This is a genomic window from Vibrio sp. KUL78 (genome assembly GCF_059725505.1).
In genome coordinates, this window is the sequence record NZ_AP045837.1 from 994,932 (window position 1) to 1,015,051 (window position 20,120).

18 protein-coding genes and 2 tRNA genes are annotated in these 20,120 nt (G+C 45.8%); 10 read left to right on the forward strand and 10 right to left on the reverse strand.

Annotated elements, in window-relative coordinates; all coding sequences use genetic code 11:
- Nucleotides 1-91 precede the first annotated feature (91 nt).
- A complete protein-coding gene (locus tag AC6I8Y_RS04885) occupies nt 92-640 on the forward strand; it encodes an NAD(P)H nitroreductase (RefSeq protein WP_498020916.1) in 549 nt (182 codons plus the stop codon).
- 120 nt (nt 641-760) lie between these two features.
- A complete protein-coding gene (locus AC6I8Y_RS04890; protein WP_498020918.1) occupies nt 761-2,710 on the forward strand; it encodes a DNA topoisomerase III in 1,950 nt (649 codons plus the stop codon).
- A gap of 19 nt (nt 2,711-2,729) precedes the next feature.
- Here AC6I8Y_RS04890 and AC6I8Y_RS04895 read toward each other — a convergent pair whose 3' ends face one another.
- On the reverse strand, nt 2,730-3,416 hold the full coding sequence (locus AC6I8Y_RS04895; RefSeq protein WP_498020920.1) for an SDR family oxidoreductase: 687 nt from the start codon (nt 3,414-3,416) through the stop codon (nt 2,730-2,732).
- A 69-nt stretch (nt 3,417-3,485) separates the two neighbouring features.
- Between AC6I8Y_RS04895 and AC6I8Y_RS04900 the strand changes: the two genes are divergently transcribed.
- The 3 genes from AC6I8Y_RS04900 (at nt 3,486) to AC6I8Y_RS04910 (ending at nt 5,203) form a co-directional block, all read left to right on the forward strand.
- Nucleotides 3,486-4,403, forward strand: coding sequence for a histone deacetylase family protein (locus tag AC6I8Y_RS04900; RefSeq protein ID WP_498020922.1), 918 nt, complete (start codon nt 3,486-3,488; stop codon nt 4,401-4,403).
- Nucleotides 4,400-4,894, forward strand: a complete 495-nt coding sequence (locus tag AC6I8Y_RS04905) for an NUDIX domain-containing protein (protein ID WP_498020924.1) — start codon at nt 4,400-4,402, stop codon at nt 4,892-4,894. Before AC6I8Y_RS04900 ends, AC6I8Y_RS04905 begins: the two co-directional genes overlap by 4 nt.
- Nucleotides 4,895-4,999: 105 nt before the next feature.
- Entirely contained in the window at nt 5,000-5,203 is a 204-nt protein-coding gene (locus AC6I8Y_RS04910) for a DUF2986 domain-containing protein (protein WP_252013807.1), read from the forward strand.
- A gap of 48 nt (nt 5,204-5,251) precedes the next feature.
- Here AC6I8Y_RS04910 and AC6I8Y_RS04915 read toward each other — a convergent pair whose 3' ends face one another.
- The 5 genes from AC6I8Y_RS04915 to AC6I8Y_RS04935 form a co-directional block, all read right to left on the reverse strand.
- A complete protein-coding gene (locus AC6I8Y_RS04915) occupies nt 5,252-5,746 on the reverse strand; it encodes a peptidylprolyl isomerase (RefSeq protein WP_498020925.1) in 495 nt (164 codons plus the stop codon).
- Between the two features lie 111 nt (nt 5,747-5,857).
- Nucleotides 5,858-5,948, reverse strand: a tRNA-Ser gene (locus AC6I8Y_RS04920).
- 160 nt (nt 5,949-6,108) lie between these two features.
- Nucleotides 6,109-6,185: transfer RNA gene (locus AC6I8Y_RS04925), tRNA-Pro, on the reverse strand.
- 65 nt (nt 6,186-6,250) lie between these two features.
- Complete coding sequence (locus AC6I8Y_RS04930) at nt 6,251-8,071, reverse strand: DUF3413 domain-containing protein (RefSeq protein ID WP_394152576.1); 1,821 nt, start codon at nt 8,069-8,071, stop codon at nt 6,251-6,253.
- Nucleotides 8,072-8,100: 29 nt separating this feature from the next.
- A complete protein-coding gene (locus AC6I8Y_RS04935; RefSeq protein ID WP_042474173.1) occupies nt 8,101-8,328 on the reverse strand; it encodes a YejL family protein in 228 nt (75 codons plus the stop codon).
- An 84-nt stretch (nt 8,329-8,412) separates the two neighbouring features.
- Between AC6I8Y_RS04935 and yejK the strand changes: the two genes are divergently transcribed.
- The 4 genes from yejK (at nt 8,413) to asd (ending at nt 13,498) form a co-directional block, all read left to right on the forward strand.
- Nucleotides 8,413-9,411: a nucleoid-associated protein YejK gene (gene yejK, locus AC6I8Y_RS04940; RefSeq protein WP_042474175.1), complete on the forward strand. Its 999-nt coding sequence runs from the start codon at nt 8,413-8,415 to the stop codon at nt 9,409-9,411.
- A gap of 107 nt (nt 9,412-9,518) precedes the next feature.
- On the forward strand, nt 9,519-10,886 hold the full coding sequence (locus AC6I8Y_RS04945) for an Hpt domain-containing protein (protein ID WP_498020927.1): 1,368 nt from the start codon (nt 9,519-9,521) through the stop codon (nt 10,884-10,886).
- A gap of 116 nt (nt 10,887-11,002) precedes the next feature.
- Nucleotides 11,003-12,205, forward strand: coding sequence for a chemotaxis protein (locus tag AC6I8Y_RS04950; protein WP_234494211.1), 1,203 nt, complete (start codon nt 11,003-11,005; stop codon nt 12,203-12,205).
- A gap of 174 nt (nt 12,206-12,379) precedes the next feature.
- The gene (asd, locus tag AC6I8Y_RS04955) at nt 12,380-13,498 is read left to right on the forward strand and encodes an aspartate-semialdehyde dehydrogenase (RefSeq protein WP_394152582.1); all 1,119 of its coding nucleotides are present in this window, start codon (nt 12,380-12,382) and stop codon (nt 13,496-13,498) included.
- 58 nt (nt 13,499-13,556) lie between these two features.
- Here asd and AC6I8Y_RS04960 read toward each other — a convergent pair whose 3' ends face one another.
- Nucleotides 13,557-14,411 carry an ion transporter gene (locus AC6I8Y_RS04960; protein ID WP_498020930.1) on the reverse strand — a complete coding sequence of 285 codons (855 nt, stop codon included), beginning with the start codon at nt 14,409-14,411 and terminating at the stop codon, nt 13,557-13,559.
- Nucleotides 14,412-14,597: 186 nt separating this feature from the next.
- Nucleotides 14,598-15,236, reverse strand: coding sequence for a YchE family NAAT transporter (locus AC6I8Y_RS04965; protein WP_042474190.1), 639 nt, complete (start codon nt 15,234-15,236; stop codon nt 14,598-14,600).
- Between the two features lie 656 nt (nt 15,237-15,892).
- Here AC6I8Y_RS04965 and adhE point away from each other — a divergent pair.
- On the forward strand, nt 15,893-18,592 hold the full coding sequence (adhE, locus tag AC6I8Y_RS04970; RefSeq protein WP_234494208.1) for a bifunctional acetaldehyde-CoA/alcohol dehydrogenase: 2,700 nt from the start codon (nt 15,893-15,895) through the stop codon (nt 18,590-18,592).
- Nucleotides 18,593-18,720: 128 nt separating this feature from the next.
- On the opposite strand, the gene AC6I8Y_RS04975 is transcribed toward adhE, so the two are convergent.
- Both AC6I8Y_RS04975 and AC6I8Y_RS04980 read right to left on the reverse strand, forming a co-directional pair.
- Nucleotides 18,721-19,395 (reverse strand): SDR family oxidoreductase, encoded by a 675-nt coding sequence (locus AC6I8Y_RS04975; protein ID WP_234494207.1) that lies wholly within the window; start codon nt 19,393-19,395, stop codon nt 18,721-18,723.
- A gap of 209 nt (nt 19,396-19,604) precedes the next feature.
- Nucleotides 19,605-20,108, reverse strand: coding sequence for a VC2046/SO_2500 family protein (locus AC6I8Y_RS04980; protein WP_252013816.1), 504 nt, complete (start codon nt 20,106-20,108; stop codon nt 19,605-19,607).
- Between the last annotated feature and the right edge of the window lie 12 nt (nt 20,109-20,120).

The following is a 20,120-nucleotide window of genomic DNA, read 5'->3' on the forward strand; positions in this document are numbered from 1 at the left end:
TCACTAATTGAGATCGGTTCTCATTGTAGTGCGTAGACGTTAACACTTTGTTATTATAACGACAAGATAATAACCATAAGAGGGACGCGTTATGGATGCTTTAGACCTGTTGCTCAACCGACGTTCAATTGCCAAACTTTCAGACCCCGCGCCAGAAGGGGTCGCTCTAGAAAATATCATTAAAGCGGGGCTACGTGCCCCAGACCATGCTGGTCTCACGCCTTGGCGTTTTGTATTAGCACAAGGGGAAGGCAGACAAAAACTCGCCAATATCCTGAGCGAAGCCGCCACACTCGCAGGTAGCGAGCAAGCAGTAATTGAGAAGGCTCAAAAAGCCCCGTTTCGAGCGCCACTCGTTATCACAGTGATCGCTAAGGTGACGCCTCACGACAAAGTACCTGCAATGGAGCAGTATCTTTCAGCCGGGTGTGCGGTACAGGCGATGCAGATGGCTGCCGTTGCTCAGGGCTTTCAAGCGTTTTGGCGCTCAGGCAAGTGGATGTTTGATGATCATGTTCGTCAGGCATTTGAGCTGGAGGGGCAAGATCAGATCGTCGGGTTCCTCTACGTTGGCACCCCAGGCTGCACGCCAATGAAAGTACCCGAGCGAGAACTGGGTAAGTTCGTTCACTTTCTTTAAAGCGATACCTTCTTAGAAGGGCCCCTAAAAACTAACTGGCTATTTATACAGTTTTTTCTTGATTCTCAAAGGTAAGCTTAGTTAAGCTTACCTTTATTATTCCTAGAAACCGCCACATCTATGACACGTCTCTTTATTGCAGAAAAACCTAGCCTCGGCCGAGCTATTGCGGCTGCACTACCTAACCCTCAGAAGAAAGGCGATGGTTTTATCCAGTGTGGCAATGGTGACGTTGTGACTTGGTGCATCGGTCACTTGTTGGAGCAAGTTGAGCCAGATGCTTACGATGAGCGTTACAAAAAGTGGAATCTAGCGGACCTGCCTATTGTTCCTCAGCAATGGCAATTGCGTCCTCGAAAGAGCGCTTCTAAGCAGCTTACAGCGGTGAAAAAGCTGCTCAAGACCGCAACCACAATAGTCAATGCAGGTGACCCAGATAGAGAAGGGCAGTTGCTGGTGGATGAGGTTATTGATTACTGTAAGGTCTCAAAAGCCAAAAAAGAGTCAGCGCAGCGACTTCTTATCAGCGATTTGAACTTGCCTGCGGTTAAGAAGGCGCTCAATGGAATGAGAATGAACAAAGAGTTTATTCCGCTCTCAGTATCCGCACTAGCGCGCTCTCGTGCCGATTGGTTGTATGGAATGAACATGTCTCGCGCATACACCTTGTTGGGTCAAAAAGCGGGCTATCAAGGCGTACTCTCCGTTGGCCGCGTTCAAACGCCAGTTCTGGGGTTAGTGGTTCGCCGTGATGAAGAAATCGAAAACTTCATTCCTAAAGACTATTTCACCTTGCATGCATTGATCCCATATCAAGACACCGGTCCTGCTTTTGATATTCGAGCTAAATGGCGTCCAAGTGAGGCGTGTAAACCGTGGCAGGATGAGGAAGGTCGTGTACTCAATCGCAAATTGGTCGAGAACGTCGCTGAGCGCATCAAAGGTCAACCCGCTAAAGTGGTTAAGTCTGAACACAAGTCGACGAAGCAAAATGCTCCCTTACCGTACTCATTGTCAGCACTGCAGATTGACGCCGCAAAGCGCTACAATATGAGTGCTCAACAGGTATTGGATGTCTGTCAGGCATTGTATGAGAAACACAAGCTCATTACCTATCCACGCTCCGATAACCGCTATCTTCCTAAAGATCATTTCTACCAAGCGAATGACGTGCTCACAGCGATAAAGAACAACAGCAAAGAATACGCCTCGGCAGTAGATAACGCAGATAGCAGTCGTAAATCCAAGGCTTGGAATGACAGCAAAGTCGACGCGCACCACGCGATCATCCCCACACCGAAGAAAACCAGCATGGTATTGTCTGGGTTTGAGGAAAAGGTTTACGGTCTGATTGCGAGACAATACGTGATGCAGTTTTACCCGCCTGCCGTCTATGCAGAAGCGATGTTGGAGTTCGACATTCAGGGGGGGCAATTTGTGGCTAAAGGTAAGCGCCTTCAAGAGCCCGGCTGGCGCGTGTTGTTAGGCAACAGTGCTAATGCTCAAGAAGAGGGTGTCGATGCGGTTCCTCCGCTAGAAGTAGGCACGGTTCTCACTTGTCGTGAAGGCGAGATAGGTGAGAAGAAAACCGAGCCACCAAGACATTTCACAGAGGCGACTCTGCTGCAAGCGATGACAGGCATCAGTCGTTTCGTTGAAGATAAGTCCCTTAGGAAAATCCTTCGCGATACCGATGGTATTGGCACAGAAGCCACGCGCGCAGGTATCTTGGATACGCTATTTAAACGTCAGCTATTGAAACGCCAAGGGAAGTCAGTACTCAGCACGCCTGCAGGTCGCGGACTTATTCACGCCCTGCCAGATGAATCAACGTACCCAGATATGACGGCTCATTGGGAGTTTCAGCTGCAAGGTATGGCGGAGAAGACGCAGTCATATGGTCCCTTTATGTCGGAGCTTAACGGCAAGCTTGATCAATTAATGAATCAAGTTAAAACGGGCCCCGTTCCTGAGTCGTTAAGGAATTTGCCGAAAGTCGAAAAACCCGCATTTAAAAAGTACAAAAAACGCCGCAGTGCGGGCGGAACCGCAAAGCGACGTAGTAAGTAACACTAGATCTGGTGGTTAGTTACCAAGGTAACTCCGTGCCATCATAGTTAAGGAAGCGACCGGAATCAGCGATAGAGGCTTGGCGGATAACGTTAAACAGCCCTTGCGCGGATGTTGTCGTTGAGATCAGCGCGTTGGGTCCGCCCATTTCGGTCTGTACCCAACCTGGATGCAGCGCTAAAACGGTAAACCCTTGCGAGGATAGGTCATTGCTCAGGCTCTTCACTACCGAGTTAAGTGCTGCTTTTGAAGAGCGATAGATATAGCCGCCGCCTGAGGTGTTTTCTGTCATGCTTCCTACCTTTGACGAGAGGCAAGCAATCATCTTAGTGGGTGAGTTTTGAAGCTTGGGATAAAGTAGCTCAACCAATTTAAGTGGCGCTATGGTGTTGATCTCAAGTACTTTGCGCCATTCATCTAAGTCCGTGTTTCCAAACCCATAGCCTTTCGGACCGTAGTAGCCAGCATTGTTTATAAAAATATCGAGGTCAGGTAGCGTTTGCGCTAATTTTGCGACAGCCTCGTAATGGGTTACATCCAGCGTGTAACTCGATAGGTTAGATTCGCTGACTTCTAACGAGAGAAGCTCAAGGGCGTCACTAGGACTTCGATAGGTGGCGTGGACTTGATACCCAGACTCTAAATACTTTTTCGTCAGGGCGAGACCGATACCACGATTGGCTCCAGTAATGAATACGGTTTTCATGTTGCTCTCCTAGCGCTAGTATGACGCGTGACCTTTTTAATTCAGACGTTTAATTGAGAATAGAATACTTTGATTCCATTGATCTATCACCCTATTTACTCAGCGCTCGATCTCCCCGAAGGGCACCGCTATCCAATTCGTAAGTATGAATTGTTGTATAAGGCGATATTAGAGGCATACCCCGAGACATCGTGCTCACCCTTTCAGTTCTTCAAGCCAAGCGCTGTGAGTGCTGAAACAATTAAACAGACCCACTGTGGTGACTATACCGATGATTTAGTACTAGGGACGCTGCCAGCAGCGAAAATGCGCCGTATTGGCTTTCCTTGGAGTGAGCGGCTGATAGAACGCACGTTAACCTCTACAGGTGGCACGATGTTGACGGTTGAAAAGGCATTTGAACAAGGCATTGCCATCCATTTGAGTGGAGGTTACCACCACGCTCATTTTAATTATGGCAGTGGATTTTGCTTGTTTAATGACTTAGCGGTCGCTGCACGACATGCCCTCACGCGAGGAGCGGATAAGGTGCTAATTGTTGATAGTGACGTTCACCACGGAGATGGCACAGCCTCCCTGATGAACGACAATCCAAACATCGTGACGCTGTCATTACACTGTGATAAGAACTTTCCGGCGCGCAAACCGAATTCTGACTTTGATGTTCCTTTTTCACGCGGAACGAAAGACAAAGGATTTTTAGAGGGCTTTCAACAAGTGGTTCAGCTTGCACTCGATCTCCATCAACCCGATATCGTCATATTTGATGCCGGTGTGGATATCCATCAAGATGATGAGCTTGGTTTTCTAGAGGTGAGTCTCGAGGGTATAAAAGCGCGTGATAGTTGGATGCTGTCGACATGTTACCAACGAGGCATTCCGATTGCGTGTGTGATAGGAGGAGGTTATCGCAGTCAACATGCTGATTTAGTACCAATTCATTATTCACTGATCGAGGCAGCCGCCCAACTTAAGGAGATTTCATGAAACATCGCATTCGTGCTGCAGGGATAGCAGTTAAAGATAGTTGTGTTTTGATGCTGCGAGTTCAAGACCCTTACTCGGGCGAGTATTGGATTCCGCCAGGTGGTGGTTTTGAAGAGGGTGATGTCAGTACTAAACAGGGCTTGAAGCGAGAATTTAAAGAAGAGACTAATCTTGATGTTGAGGTTGGTGAGCTCATTTGCGTTCGAGAGTTTTATGAAACCTCCGCCGAGCGCTACCATGTCGAGCTGTTTTATCACATTACAGATTGGACGGGTGACGCCAACCTGCAGAATCTGCAAGGTTTAAACGATGAGGAGTATATTCAGGAAGTCGTCTGGCTGCCAATCGAAAAACTCACTGAGCATAAAACCTTTCCAGCCAATCTTTGTGAAGAGGTGCTGCCAATCATTGAAAAGGGTCATTACGCCAAACATTTAGGTAGTTATGTTCAAGGGGAAGGTGAGAGCATCAACCGTCTTGACGCCAATTAGCGACTCACAGAATCAACCACTAAGCTACGCTGCTATGGATAAATAAAACGTAGAGCGCTATCATGCGCAGCCAAAGTTGACCTGCTAAACCATGAAGAGCCCGATATGAACAGGAAAAAGAAGATCAATCAGATCTTGAAAGCCAAAGCCAAGAAAGCCAATGCGAAAAAGCAGAAGAGCAACAAGCCACGCTATATCTCGAAGGCTGAGCGTGCCAAAATGGAAGCAGAAGAAGCATCGAGCCCAGAGTTGGTTGCTGATGTTCAGCCGACAAACGATGAACAGAACGAAAAAGGCGCTACTGAGTAAGCGCCTTTGCTGCATCTGGACTGTGCTATTGAGACCGACCTCGTCAACTTAGTCGACGATGGTGACCTTTTCTATCTTGATGATATCAAGCGGCACGTCTTCATGACCCTTCTTAATGCCTGTCATGGCTTTTCCTATGTTATTGACGATATCCATGCCAGATGTCACTTTTCCGAATACAGCGTAGCCCCAACCGTTGTTGGTTTTCGCGGTATGGTCCAGAAAGTCGTTGTCATCGAGGTTAATAAAGAACTGTGCTGTGGCCGAATGCGGGGCGTCGGTGCGAGCGAAAGCAATAGTGCCCGTCGTGTTTTTTAGTCCGCGATTTGCCTCATTAGCAATCGGGGCGTGAGTATCCTTTTCGGTCATATCTTCAGTGTGACCACCACCTTGAATCATAAAGCCATCAATCACGCGATGGAAAATCGTGCCCTCATAGAATCCCTCTTCACAATAACGGAGAAAGTTCTTTGAACTTACGGGTGCGCGTTCCATGTTTAGCTCAATTTCGATATCGCCATAGGTGGTGGTTAAGATAATCATTGTATGTTCTCTGAGGTGGTGTTTTAGCTGATTGTAGCAGGTTTTAAGAACTAGGTTTTGAAGGGCCAGAAATGAAAAAAGCCGCTGAATAATCAGCGGCTTCTTCGAATGTGGCGGAGAGATAGGGATTTGAACCCTAGAACCGCTATTAACGGTTGCCGGTTTTCAAGACCGGTGCTTTCGACCACTCAGCCATCTCTCCGTGTTGATGCGCATAATAATGGGCATCTCACTGTTTGTAAACCCTTAATTTTACTGTTTGCTTTAATTATAAGCAGTTGAGGCAAATTAATGGTTTGGGTGTCTAAAAACTACACATATGAGTAGTAAAAAGCCCCAAGATTTCTCTTGGGGCTGAAATATGGTCGGACTGACTGGATTTGAACCAGCGACCCCCGACACCCCATGACGGTGCGCTACCAAGCTGCGCTACAGTCCGATGGGATCAATCTAAACCAGAGTGTTTTGCTGGTCAAGGGTTAATATCACGTTTAACTGCTTGATTTACTGACTCTTTGAGTAGAAGCGTTGCAGCTCAGTAAAGCCTTGCATCAAGATAGGTAGCTTGGGGTTCTTATCTCTAATGCGATCGTAGTTTTCATCGTAAAGGCTATAGTTACCAAACTTATCGACAACGGTTGTCTCTTTACTGGTTATAAGGGCGAGTTCGCGAGTATCGCCAGCAATGATCCATTTACGCTTACGCTCATCAAACAGGTTACGACCACTGCTGTAGTTTTTCGCGCTGGTCGACACACCGCTTAAGTCTTCCATTATCGTCGCTGCTAAATCCAAATGACTTGTCATATGGGTATAGTCAGCGGCCAGTTTCCCAGGCCAGTGGATGACCATAGGGACGCGCAATTGATACTGACTATAGTTGGTGTTTGAGCCCCAGCTACGTGTCTTAGTTTCGTTGAACTCTGTACCGTGATTCGACGTTAGGATGACCACGGTGTTACTCATTAGGTTTTGGTCGACTAGAGTTTGTAGAATCTTACCAAATTCAGCGTCTGCAGCCGCAGCAGCGGCAGAGTAAGCACTAACAAAACGCTGTTCAGCCGTCAGTGCATCAGAGTCTGGTTGGTAGTCACTGAAGTTGTCTACCGTAGTCAGTTCTATGAAACTAAACCATGGTTTGTTTGAGCCATTAGTGATGGCATCACTCCACTGCTCAATAGCCGCATTATCAGAAATGCTTCTATCAAGTGTCTCCGACTCGGTGGCCGTTAAGTCGGCCATTGGGAATTTTCTGAAGATGGTTTCGCTATAAAGGTCATCTTCGAAGTTATCGCCACTGTAAAGCTCAAAGCGATAGCCTTGATTCGCGAGAATGGACATCATCAGCGGCTCAGAACCCTGTGCTTTAATGCTGCTGGCATAACTGCTCGGAAGACCGTACATCAATCCAAAGGCACCAAAGTCATCATTACTCGAACTGTAATGATTCACAAAGTTTTGATTGTTCAACGCAAAACCGTATGCAACCGGCATATTTTGCGGGTTGAGCATGTCGGCACGCAAATTGTTGATACTAACCACGAGTACATTGAGGTTTTCAGAGCGACGGTTGAACTCGATTTCAGTTAAAGGGTAACTAACGAGGTCGGCAGCACCTTCATTGTCGCGGAGTTTTTGAAGGTATTCGTCTCTATCTAATAGACCGTGCTTCTCCATAAAGGATTTAGCTGTCATTGGGTACGATAGAGGGAAGTTCGCTTTCTGAACCGTAATCGGGTTATAGAAAAATGCATCTGCCCACATGAAGATCATATGGCTTGCGATAAAGCAGACGAAGAAAAGTGCAGCAATTGGGCGCCCGACGTGCTTGTGAGATAGTTTGCGTTGTTTGCGCCACACCCATTCAGCGAGCGCTAACTGCGCTAGGAAGATAGGTGGCAACACGATAAATAAGTGCTGAAGATCGGAGCTGATCGGACTCGTATCATCGCTGAATAAGAGATCCCAAACGACTGGCGATAGGTGAAGATTTATCGTTTGATAGGCTTGCGTGTCTATAAGTAGGACAGTCAAACCAAAGGTGGCAAAACAAACGGCGAGTAATCTAAACAGTTTTCGCGACGGTACAATAAAGGTGAGCGGGAAGAGCACCAAGAGGTACAGCGCAAAAACTAAAAATCCGAAGTGACCAATCCATGAGGCGAGCAGATAGACTTGCCCAAACAAAGTATCGGGCCACGGTGAGGCAGCAATATAACGCGTACCGATAAGCATCGCCGCGATAATATTAAAAAACGCAAACCAGTGTCCCCAGCCTACTAGGCGAGACACTCTTTCTCCGTATGAATTTCCGCTATCTACCATCTGCCGTTCAGTCTATCCGTTCTTAAATTTTAGTGTTGGTCTTTTGTTTCTAGGGATGAAATCAGAGCCTTAGAGAATTTTTCCGCAATTGCTTGGCGTTGTGAAGGAGCAACGTTTTGATTTAAGACATTGGTTGCGATATTCCCTGCGATCATCAAAGAAAGTTCTGCGCTCGCACCGTGTTTGTCTAGAACAGCGGCAACTTCGGCAAGGATGTCTTCAACTTGTTGATCGGTATATTTAGATGTAATTGGCATAAAGACTCTGCTAATGATAATGAAAGCGGCTTATGATACCCTACTCTGCATCACAAACGAAACAGCAACCATGATAAATTCACAATGAGTTTGAACCTATCTAACGTAATTTTACACCAGTTAGCAATAAATGAGCAGGAAGAGCTTGTCGTTCAGTATCGCCAAGAGATGCTTCAAAATGACAGTTCTACTGAAACTCTAGTCGCTGAACTGCATCGTGTCTTCAATTCGAAAGCAGGAAAAGGGTTTGGTTCCTTCACGAGCGAAAGTGATTTCCAAATTTGGCTAAGTGAGCTGCTCAAAGGCGAGAAAGATTTCTATAGCTTTTCTCAGCAGAGCGCAGAGCGATTAAAGACCGAACTGGCGAAGTACCCATTTGCCGAAGCGGGCACTTTAGTGATGGCTCAATATCAGTCTCTGGCTACAGATTATCTGTTCATTGGTTTACTGCCTTCTTACAACAGTTTGCAAGTGACTGAAGGTTTGAACATTGGTTCTATTGATTACCTCGATATTGCCAAAATGGATATCGCGGCACGTATTGACCTGACAAGCTATGACCTTGATAAGAGTTCTAATCGTTATCTGACCTACATTAAAGGACGTGTTGGTCGTAAGGTTGCTGATTTCTTTTTAGACTTCTTGCAAGCCGAAGTCGGCTTAGATACCAAACAGCAAAACTCGATACTGATGCAGGCGGTCGAAGATTATTGTGCCGATGCACAGTTGGATAAAGACGAAACGGTAAACTACAAAAAGCAAGTGTATGATTACTGTAATGACCAGCTGAAATCGGGTGATGAAGTTCAAATCAAAGAGTTATCTGGAGAGTTACCAAGCAATGAAGGTGCAAGCTTTTTGGATTACACCCAAGAGCAAGGTTATGAGCTAGAAGAGAGCTTCCCAGCTGATCGCTCGACCGTTCGTAAACTCACTAAATTTGTGGGTGCTGGCGGTGGTCTAAACCTAAGCTTTGATAGTCTGTTGTTAGGCGAGCGCGTGTTCTACGATCCAGATACAGATACGTTGACGATTAAAGGCACACCACCTAACTTAAAAGACCAACTCACTAGAAATCGTTAATTCGTTAAAAGCGCTACTTTGTAGCGCTTTTTTGCTGATGACGTCTTTGTGCTAAAACTATATAAGGTAAAGGAAAAGCCTAGCTTTGTGTCGAGAGGGACCGATTGTTGAATCTATTCAAGCGTCTTAATGGTATTGCTGTTGCCATTGTACTGTTGTGGTCTATCGCAGTCGCGAGTGTTGTTTATGTTTCATCTCAAGAAGAGAAAATAACGCACTTAATTGACGAAATAACCTTTAGTATCGATAAACTTCGTCAAACTCTGTTCCTTGCTCAACCTTACCGAGCCCGCTTTTCTGAGCAGCTAGAGCTAGAAATTCAGCTCATTCACGCCCAGACGGTTCAATTAAAGTCTCTCACCCAGTCGGATTTATTATCCGATGTCTCCCATACCGTCTATCTGCTAGAGCGTTTTGTAGAACAGGCGCAGTTGTTGGCTCGCGATGAAGCGCGAATGGATACTTTTATCACTAGTATCAACGACAAACCTCAAGATCTTAGTGACCCCGCACTATCGCTGAGCAATCGTTTATCGGCAGTAGTATTGGATACCTTATTCAACGAATCCGTTGAACCCCGACAAGTTTATTTGAAGCTAGAAGATATCCAAAGGGAAGCCTACCGACTGCCAAGCACAGACCGTATCCATCTTCTTGAGCTGAACTCACAAGCTTCAGTATTACTTTCTCAGTCTGCAAACACCGAATTTTTGGTTGAGCGTGTTGTTAATCATCCCGTTATGACTGAACTGTCTTTACGAGAGCTGCAGTCGGAGCGCTTAGTCAGTGGGCAGGTATTATTTATCTCACTGGCAAGCTTAGTGGCGATACTATGTTTATTTTCACTGAGCCTGAGTGGAGGGCGCGTTGCTAGGGCTGATAATGAGTCAGAACTAGTCTCTTACCAAGACGATCTGCCCGCGGGCAACGCTCAATCCACAGCTGCGGATGAACCCCAAAACACCGAATCTTCAGTGAGTGATACAAAACAATCGGATCGTCAACTGGATCGTCATCTGAATCATAGAGAAGTCCCATCAGGTGAAGCCCAAACCGATGACTCAGAGCCACCAACATTGGCCGTGGTTAAGTCAGAGCAGTCGACGGAACAAGCGAAAAAAGAAACCTCGGTATCGTCAATTCAGTTTGAAAATATGTTGAGTACGTTGGATGGCGATCAAGAGTCTATGCTGCTTTTGCTTGGGGTTTTCGTTTCGGAACACAGGAATGATGCGGAAAAGTTACGCGACCTGGTGGACTCAGACATCGAGAAGGCAACGCGCGTAGCTCATACGTTAAAAGGCGTATCAGGCAGTATTTTTGCTGAAAAACTGCGACAAAGCGCCATTGTGGCAGAGCAGCAGCTCAAAGATACTCAGTCTTTGGAGCCTGATGCCATCAGTGAGCTTGAGCGTTGTTTGAGTATGGCCATATTGTCGGCAGAAGACTACATCTCAACACAGAGTCAGCAATAACGCTTAGTAATTCGCCAAATTTAGACTATAAATATCAATAGTTAACGTGAATTTTACGTGGCTCACTTATAGTGGCGGTAATATACCCGAGTAATTATCTGACGTTGAGGTCTCCAATGAAACATCTGCATCGCTTACGCAGTGCATTACTTCTTTTCTTTGTCACTTTGGTTTCTGGCTGTTCGTTATTGGAGATCCAGCTTGATAGTCAGACGACGCCTTTGACAAAACAAGAGCTCAACATGCGTTTGATGACGCGTGAATTCAGCCGCGAGTTCTTCACTCAAGTTGAAATGACCGCTGATTCTCTATCCTCAAAGTACGATGAAACAGATGTGATGAATCAGTCGCATATTTTACTTTGGAAAATTCATGCGGAAGAGGGACTACAGCAGTCTGCCTATCAGGTTTCACCCGCAGCAGGACTGATCGATACTTGGGTGTTTACTCTGCAAATGGAACAGTTCTTTGTGTCTGGTCCGGGTAAATCTATGTTTATCACCGAAGAAGCCACTCAAACCGCAATTAAGCTCAGCACCGAGATTGATCAGCTAGCCAAGTCGTTATTCAAGTCTGACAGCTATTCAACCACCAAAGAATTCGTACAGAAGTTCGCTGCATTGCACCCTTTTGAAAATCTGATGTTTGCTCGTGTCCCTGCGTATCGTGAATGGTTGAAGGCTCAGGGAATTGACGAGAGTGAGGTGACCACCACACTAGGTACCATGCCTGAAGCATTATCAGACGTTTCAGATCGCCTGTCGTTAATGTCCGAACAAACACCAAAGCTGATGACTTGGAAGGCTCAACTGATAGCGCTTAACAGTAATGTGAATGGCGATGATATCCGTGGTGCAATTCAGAGCTTCCAAGTGAGCGCGGAAGCGTTTCGTGATTTTGTCGAGAACAATCCAGAATACATGCGCGATCTCGCGCAAAAGATGGCGATTGAACTTCAGCCACTGCTCAATGATCTCGACGTGAAAACACAAGACAAGTTGACACAACTTAGCGCCGAGCGCCAAGCGCTGGACGATATGGTTGCTCGAGAACGTGAAGAGCTGATCAAGATGATAGAGCGAGAGCGCAAAGAGATCGCAGTCATTGTGAATAGTGAACGCGAGTTGTTTGCTCAGGACCTAGATAAGATTTCGCAGGATGTACTGACTCTTGCTGTAGAAAAGCTGATTCAGTTAATTAAAAGTACGATTGTTTACTTTATCTTATTCATTTTAGTGATCTTCTTTGCTCCTCTAGGATTAGGTTACGCCTTGGGTAAGCGGGCTCAAGTGAAGAAAGAACGGAAAATAGCAGACTAATAATGAAAAGGCTCCCAACGGAGCCTTTTTGCTATATAGCGACTGTAAAAATCACAATAACTGGTTGGGTTTGTGAAAAAACTTCATCAATATGTGAATTTGCTCTTGTGTTATGGCTCGGAAAATTTTATAGATGGGGGAGCCTTTATTTAAATTCACACGGAGAGTAATTCAATGAGAGTAGGTTTAGTCGGTTGGCGTGGCATGGTGGGTTCTGTTCTGATGCAACGCATGGTCGAAGAAAAAGACTTTGATGTCATCGAACCCGTTTTCTACAGCACGTCTCAAATTGGTATTCCAGCGCCAAACTTTGGCAAAGATGCCGGACTTCTACAAGACGCTTTTGATATTGAAAGCTTAAAACAACTGGACGCCGTGATTACCTGTCAAGGTGGTAGCTACACTGAGAAAGTGTACCCAGCGCTTCGCCAAGCTGGCTGGAAAGGTTATTGGATTGATGCTGCTTCTACTCTCCGTATGGACAAAGATTCAATCATTACCTTGGACCCAGTGAACCTTGGTCAGATTCAAGACGGTCTTATCAAGGGTACTAACACCTTTGTTGGCGGTAACTGTACCGTTAGCTTGATGCTTCTTGGCTTGGGCGGTCTATACGAGAAAGGTCTTGTTGAATGGATGAGCGCAATGACGTATCAAGCGGCTTCGGGCGCAGGTGCGAAAAACATGCGCGAACTTATCTCTCAAATGGGCGTAGTAAATGACTGTGTGACTTCTGAGCTGGCAAACCCAGCGAGCTCTATTCTAGATATTGATCGTAAAGTGGCTGAGACCATCCGCTCTTCTTCATTCCCAACGGATCAATTTGGTGTACCTCTAGCGGGCTCACTCATTCCGTGGATCGATGTGAAGCGTGAAAACGGTCAGAGCAAAGAAGAGTGGAAAGCCGGTGTTGAAGCAAACAAGATCCTTGGTTTGCAAGATAGCCCAATTGCTATCGATGGCACATGTGTTCGAATCGGTGCCATGCGTTGTCACGCACAAGCTCTTACCATCAAACTTAAGCAAGATGTGCCCATGGATGAAATCGAAGAAATCATCGCAACGCACAACGATTGGGTGAAAGTGATTCCAAACGATCGCGATATCACGGCTCAAGAGCTAACGCCTGCAAAAGTAACCGGTACTATGTCTATCCCAGTTGGTCGTCTAAGAAAAATGGCGATGGGTAACGACTTCCTCAATGCCTTTACCGTCGGTGACCAGCTACTGTGGGGTGCGGCAGAGCCACTGCGTCGTACACTGCGCATTATCTTGGCTGAGAAGAACGGTTAATTTTCTTTCTTTCATCCAAGTTTGAAAAAGCCCTCTTAAGAGGGCTTTTTAGTTTCTGCTATTTTAAATCTTCAGAATCGACGTCAACAATTCTTTTGTCAGGTGTCGCCAACTCACTACCGCAATGCTTGCAATGCAGCGCATCACTTTCATGACCCGACTTTGAACAGTTTGGACACTTCACCAAGCTTCTATGGGTCTTCATTTCTTGGCCTAACTCTGCCGTAATGATTCCAGTAGGGACGGCAAGAATGGAGTAGCCGAGCAGCATTGTCAGCGAGGCGAGTCCTTTGCCAAGCGGTGTACTTGGTACTAAATCACCGTAGCCAACCGTCGTAATGGTCACAATTGCCCAGTAGATACTTTGTGGGATGCTGGTAAACCCATTTTCAGGACCTTCTATGACAAAGATAAGCGCGCCAAAAATGGTCACTAAAATGGCGACGGTGCTAAAGAAAACAAAGATCTTGCGGCGAGACATGAGCAATGAACGCAGCAGAATATTGGAGTCTTGTAGATAACGAACCAGCTTGAGGATGCGGAATATTCGCATCACCCTTAGTAGCCTTATTACCCCCATGAATGTCGCGGACGGAAAGAGTAAGGCCAGATAAGTAGGGAGAATGGAAAGCAAGTCAACGACACCATAAAAGCTGGTGGCGTAAGCTTTCGGCTTTGGCGAGCAATATAGGCGCACCAGGTACTCAATTGTAAACAAGGCCGTAAAGAAATACTCCAGGAGGACAAAGGTGTTATCCCACTCGCTGGATAGCCCTTCAATAGAGTGCAGCACTAGTACAGCCAGCGACATTAAGATCGCGATGATAAGAGTAATATCAAAAATTCGACCTGCACGGGTGTGATGACCAAAGATGATAATGTACAGCTTGTGCTTTAAGCGGTTGTTTTCCATAGCAAGAGTTTATAAGTCTTCAATATGGCTAGTATATACCCAAGACGCGGCAAGGGGCAGTTTTGCTAGGACAAGAGTCGTTTCGTTTATGGCGAGGGAGAGTGCCAATAGAGAGGAGAGAAGTTCAAGCACCTTGGTAACAAGGTGCTTGAGAGGGACAAAGATGTGAGGGAAAGGCTAGGTCAGTTAAGCGAGGCCAGGGAAAAGTGCTTTTAGGCCATTCGCCATAAACTCAATACCCAATGCACCAAGGATCAGACCCATGATACGCGTGATCACGTTGATACCCGTTTGCCCAAGGAAACGAACGATGAGCGGTGCAGAGCGATAAAGCAGCCATGAGCAAAGGGCAAAGACGATGATACTAATAATGATACCAACCGTTTCAACCATGCCAGGGTAGCGAGCGCCATAAACAATCGTCGAACTGATAGCACCAGGGCCAGCCATAAGCGGCATCGCAAGGGGTACAACTCCGATTTGCTCTTTACTTACGTACTCTGACTTTTCTTGTTTGTTCTGCTTATCCTCACCCAACTTACCCGACATCATAGAGAAAGCGATACTAAGCAGCAGCAATCCACCCGCTACGCGGAACGAGTCTAAAGAGATGCTGAACATATCTAACAGGATCTGACCTGCCAATAATGACGTAATAAGGATCACTGCAACCGCAATGTTCGCTGTGGCGGCCGTTTTGTTTTTGTCCTCGGGTGACATATGGCCCGTCAAAGACACAAACACAGGCATGATCCCAACCGGGTTTACCGCAGCGACCAAACCAAGGAAAAACTGCAAATAGATTGCAAATTCGATGCTACTCATAGACTTATCTCGATGAAGGAGTAGGACGTAATGCTATGCATTTATGTCCAAGCAAAAAGTGCGGGTAATGTACGACATTGCAGCGGGATAATCGACTAAAAATTGATGGCTATTTAAGACAAATAGTTCGTAGATATGAAGCGGGAGGTCTGGTGTGCAAATATGAATAGATTATGAAGGAAAAGTTCGTGCCACAACCGAGGTAACATACCTTTACGTTGCAAAAATGTTGCTCATGTCTTGTTTTGATTATTTTTACGCCATGGGTTGAAAGAAAGTAATGTCATCTACATATACTTAGTAGCACGAGGGTGACGTTTTACTTGTCTTTGCCGTACAAAAGTGAAACTTTTTTACACAATTGTTAGGTGTTATGAAAAAAAAATACTGAATGGTGCTTTTTTGAGCTTGGTATTTTACTTGGGTAACATCAATTAAAACAACAGGTTACGTCACGCAACCCTTTGGGGTTACTACTATGTAGGTAAATTACTTTTCAGATCTGATCTGAGTCAATTTTTTTCATGGCGTGAAAGATTATACTCAGCTCTGAAAGCAGTTTACTAAGTAGAGTTGTTCTGTTGTTAAGTGATTCATTAGCAGAAGTAGCTAACTTACTAAAAAGTTTTTAGTTTTTTTATTTTAGGAGATTCCTTATGCCTGTAACAAATATGGCTGAACTAGATGCAATGGTTGCACGCGTTAAAGCGGCACAAGCAGAATTTGCAACTTACTCGCAAGAGCAAGTAGACAAGATTTTCCGCGCAGCATCTCTAGCAGCTAACCAAGCTCGTATTCCTCTTGCACAACAAGCGGTTGAAGAGTCTGGTATGGGTATCGTTGAAGACAAAGTTATCAAGAACCACTTCGCGTCTGAGTTCATCTACAACAAGTACAAAGACGAGCAAACTTGTGGCATTCTTGAAGAAGACGACAACCTAGGCACTATGACTATCGCTGAGCCTGTAGGCATCATCTGCGGTATCGTACCAACAACTAACCCAACTTCTACTGCAATCTTCAAATCTCTAATCTCTTTGAAGACTCGTAACGGTATCATCTTCTCACCACACCCACGTGCGAAGAACTCTACTAACGACGCAGCTAAATTAGTTCTAGATGCAGCAGTAGCAGCAGGTGCTCCAAAAGACATCATCGGTTGGATCGACCAACCATCTGTAGAGCTTTCTAACGCTCTTATGAAGCACGACGACATCGCTCTTATCCTTGCAACTGGTGGTCCAGGCATGGTTAAAGCAGCTTACTCTTCTGGTAAGCCAGCAATCGGTGTAGGTGCAGGTAACGTTCCTGTTGTTATCGACGAGACTGCTGACATTAAACGTGCAGTTGCTTCTATCCTTATGTCTAAGACGTTCGATAACGGCGTAGTTTGTGCTTCTGAGCAGGCTGCAATCGTTGTTGACTCTGTATACGACGAAGTTAAAGAGCGTTTCGCTTCTCACAAAGCATACGTTCTAAGCAAAGCTGAAGCTGAGAAAGTACGTAAAGTACTTCTAATCGACGGCAACCTTAACGCTAAGATCGTAGGTCAACCAGCTCCAGCAATCGCTGAGATGGCAGGCGTTAAAGTTCCAGCTGACACTAAAGTTCTAGTAGGTGAAGGTCTAGGTAAAGTTTCTTACGACGACGCATTTGCTCACGAGAAACTATCTCCAACTCTAGGTCTATTCCGCGCTGACGATTTCGAAGACGCAGTTGCTCAAGCAGTAACTATGGTTGAAATCGGTGGTATCGGTCACACATCTGGTCTGTACACAAACCAAGACGTTAACGCTGACCGCATCCGTTACTTCGGTGACAAGATGAAGACTGCACGTATCCTTGTAAACATCCCAACTACTCACGGTGGTATCGGTGACCTTTACAACTTCAACGTAGCGCCTTCTCTAACTCTAGGTTGTGGTTCTTGGGGTGGTAACTCTATCTCTGAGAACGTAGGTCCTAAGCACCTAATCAACAAGAAAACTGTAGCGAAGCGAGCTGAAAACATGTTGTGGCACAAACTACCTAAGTCTATCTACTTCCGTCGTGGCAGCCTTCCAATCGCAATGAGCGACCTAGAAGGTAAGAAGCGTGCATTCCTAGTAACTGACCGTTTCCTATTCAACAACGGTTACAGCGACGAAGTAGTGAAGCTACTTAAAGCTCAAGGCATGGAAGTTCAAACTTTCTTCGACGTAGAAGCGGATCCAACGCTATCTGTTGTTAAGAAAGGTGCTGAAGCAATGCAAAGCTTCCAACCAGACGTAATCATCGCTCTAGGTGGTGGTTCTCCGATGGATGCAGCTAAGATCATGTGGGTAATGTACGAGCACCCAGAAACTCACTTCGAAGAGCTTGCAATGCGCTTTATGGATATCCGTAAACGTATCTACAAGTTCCCTAAAATGGGTCAAAAAGCTGAGCTTGTATGTATCACTACAACATCTGGTACTGGTTCTGAAGTTACTCCATTCGCAGTTGTTACAGACGACGAGACTGGTGCTAAGTACCCACTAGCTGACTACGAACTAACTCCTAACATGGCTATCGTTGACGCGAACCTTGTTATGAACATGCCTAAGTCTCTAACAGCATTCGGTGGTTACGATGCAGTAACTCACGCTCTAGAAGCTTACGTATCAGTTCTAGCGAACGAATACTCTGACGGTCAGGCTCTACAAGCTCTTAAGATGCTTAAAGAGTACCTACCTTCAAGCTACGCGAACGGTGCAAACGACCCAATCGCTCGTGAAAAAGTACACAACGCGGCAACTATCGCTGGTGTAGCATTTGCGAACGCATTCCTAGGTGTTTGTCACTCAATGGCTCACAAGATTGGTGCTGAGTTCCACCTACCACACGGTCTGGCGAACGCACTACTAATCTCTAACGTTGTTCGTTACAACGCAAACGACAACCCAACTAAGCAAACTGCGTTCTCTCAATACGACCGTCCACAAGCACGTCGTCGTTACGCTGAAGTCGCTGACCACCTAGGCCTAAGCCAAGCTGGTGACCGTACTGCTCAGAAGATTGAACGTCTATTAGCATGGTTGGAAGAGCTTAAGAAAGACCTAGACATCCCAACTTCTATCCAAGCTGCAGGTGTTGCTGAGTCTGACTTCCTAGCTAAGCTTGATGAACTAGCGGTTGAAGCGTTCGATGACCAATGTACTGGTGCGAACCCACGTTACCCACTAATCTCTGAGCTTAAAGAAGTACTGAAAGCGGCTTACTACGGTAACGCATTCGTTGAAGGCGAAACTTTCGAAGGTACAACTGTTATCAAGAAGAAAGCAGACCAAGAAGCGAAGCCAGCTGCTAAAGCTAAAAAAGAGAAAGCTGAAGCTTAATTCAGTAGTAGATTTTCGCTAGCACGAAATCTAATTCGGGAAAATTAGTAAAGCCCCTTCAGAAATGAAGGGGCTTTTTTTACGTGTTTGATTCAGAAAAACGAGTGATGATTACGCTTTTGTGCCCACTATGCCTCCGCACTTACCACACGACCACTGAAGTAGTCATTGCTGACAATGTATTCGGTCGTTCTTGTTAACTCATCCTGGATCCGCGACCAGTTAGCATCAATGTGATAGCCATGAGAGCTCACCGGAATCACGCCACCGACACGAATATTGCGTGGCTTGAGCTCACGAGCCCAGCTTTTAGTAAAGCCAGTGACAATAGAAGAAGTGTTGTCTAAATCGGTAAAGCACTGCTCAGGCTCTTGCGCAACTACATTGACGATAACGCCTGAGTGCTTTTCAGACATCCGGTCTGCAGCAACTTGCCCAAACAAAAAGAGACTGGATGCGAGCAGCGAAAATTGGTTGATAAACTTGTTGCTATCACTGACATCGGTCAGTGATTGTTTCGGTAGTGATGTCCAGTGATTAACCAAGACATTGGGTGGTCTGCCGACATGGGTTTCTATGTCATCGAAAATGCGTTCTATAGAGCTGGGAGTCATGTCGGTAATGTGAACCTTAGTGACGAGCTCCGTGACTTCCTGGCAACGCCGGAATGTGGCGCTGAGCGCATTGTTGTCTTTATCGCAAAGTACCAGGTTTGCACCAAGGCGTGCGAAATGCAGTGCAATCATTGCACCTAAGCTGGTACCAGCAGATGTAATCAAAACTACCGAATTTTTAATGATCATAGTTACCCCGAAAGTGCCGGTTTCGGATAAAGTTTGGCGAAATGCCATTCCCCTGAAGTAATAACTTGGTAGAAAAACTGTGAGTCAAATGTGAATAACTTCAAGTTTTTGTGGATAGGAAAAATATCAAACCGTTATTTTAGCGATAAATCACACTCTGTACGGAAAAACTGGACAGCGTTACATTAGAAACCACTAAAAAATAGGGGTTAAAGGTGGATAGACAATCCGTCCTTACGATGCGCGGTGGATAACTGGTTATATAGAATATCGATTGTAGGTTTCGGAGCAGACTTTTGACCAAGCTGACGGCGAGTATGACCAGAAAGGTTGTGGTATACCTCCTCGGCAAGGCCGTGAGTATCCACAGGGGCATAGTTGAGCGGTTCTGGTCGGCTGTAATGCTGCAGTTTTGCGCTAGGTAGGCCGCCATCATGAAACTGCTTAGCGATGCTGGCAGAGACCTCGTAGTCATCAAGTTCGCCCTGCAGTTTTTGTGCGGTAGGGACGTCGAAGCGTTTTCTCAATATTGCTTCATCAGTAATCTTGGTATCAACATCCTCGGTCACTGAGGTTTCACGAGAGTCTTGAGAGAACATAGACAACATCAACGCAAAGTCTGCACGTCTACCTTGCTCTACGGCGCGATTAAGCGACGTACCACACTGTAGCTCGTTGATTAAATTGGCTTTGTCTAAATGATGAATTTGCATAAAGTCCTCTCG

Coding starts and splice junctions, on each gene's coding strand:
- AC6I8Y_RS04980 (WP_252013816.1), bottom strand. CDS start 20,108: ATGCAAATTCATCATTTAGACAAAGCCAATTTAATCAACGAGCTACAG.
- AC6I8Y_RS04905 (WP_498020924.1), top strand. CDS start 4,400: ATGAAACATCGCATTCGTGCTGCAGGGATAGCAGTTAAAGATAGTTGT.
- AC6I8Y_RS04890 (WP_498020918.1), top strand. CDS start 761: ATGACACGTCTCTTTATTGCAGAAAAACCTAGCCTCGGCCGAGCTATT.
- AC6I8Y_RS04975 (WP_234494207.1), bottom strand. CDS start 19,395: ATGATCATTAAAAATTCGGTAGTTTTGATTACATCTGCTGGTACCAGC.
- AC6I8Y_RS04930 (WP_394152576.1), bottom strand. CDS start 8,071: ATGGTAGATAGCGGAAATTCATACGGAGAAAGAGTGTCTCGCCTAGTA.
- AC6I8Y_RS04965 (WP_042474190.1), bottom strand. CDS start 15,236: ATGAGTAGCATCGAATTTGCAATCTATTTGCAGTTTTTCCTTGGTTTG.
- yejK (WP_042474175.1), top strand. CDS start 8,413: ATGAGTTTGAACCTATCTAACGTAATTTTACACCAGTTAGCAATAAAT.
- AC6I8Y_RS04895 (WP_498020920.1), bottom strand. CDS start 3,416: ATGAAAACCGTATTCATTACTGGAGCCAATCGTGGTATCGGTCTCGCC.
- asd (WP_394152582.1), top strand. CDS start 12,380: ATGAGAGTAGGTTTAGTCGGTTGGCGTGGCATGGTGGGTTCTGTTCTG.
- AC6I8Y_RS04915 (WP_498020925.1), bottom strand. CDS start 5,746: ATGATTATCTTAACCACCACCTATGGCGATATCGAAATTGAGCTAAAC.
- AC6I8Y_RS04950 (WP_234494211.1), top strand. CDS start 11,003: ATGAAACATCTGCATCGCTTACGCAGTGCATTACTTCTTTTCTTTGTC.
- AC6I8Y_RS04885 (WP_498020916.1), top strand. CDS start 92: ATGGATGCTTTAGACCTGTTGCTCAACCGACGTTCAATTGCCAAACTT.
- AC6I8Y_RS04960 (WP_498020930.1), bottom strand. CDS start 14,411: ATGGAAAACAACCGCTTAAAGCACAAGCTGTACATTATCATCTTTGGT.
- adhE (WP_234494208.1), top strand. CDS start 15,893: ATGCCTGTAACAAATATGGCTGAACTAGATGCAATGGTTGCACGCGTT.
- AC6I8Y_RS04935 (WP_042474173.1), bottom strand. CDS start 8,328: ATGCCAATTACATCTAAATATACCGATCAACAAGTTGAAGACATCCTT.
- AC6I8Y_RS04910 (WP_252013807.1), top strand. CDS start 5,000: ATGAACAGGAAAAAGAAGATCAATCAGATCTTGAAAGCCAAAGCCAAG.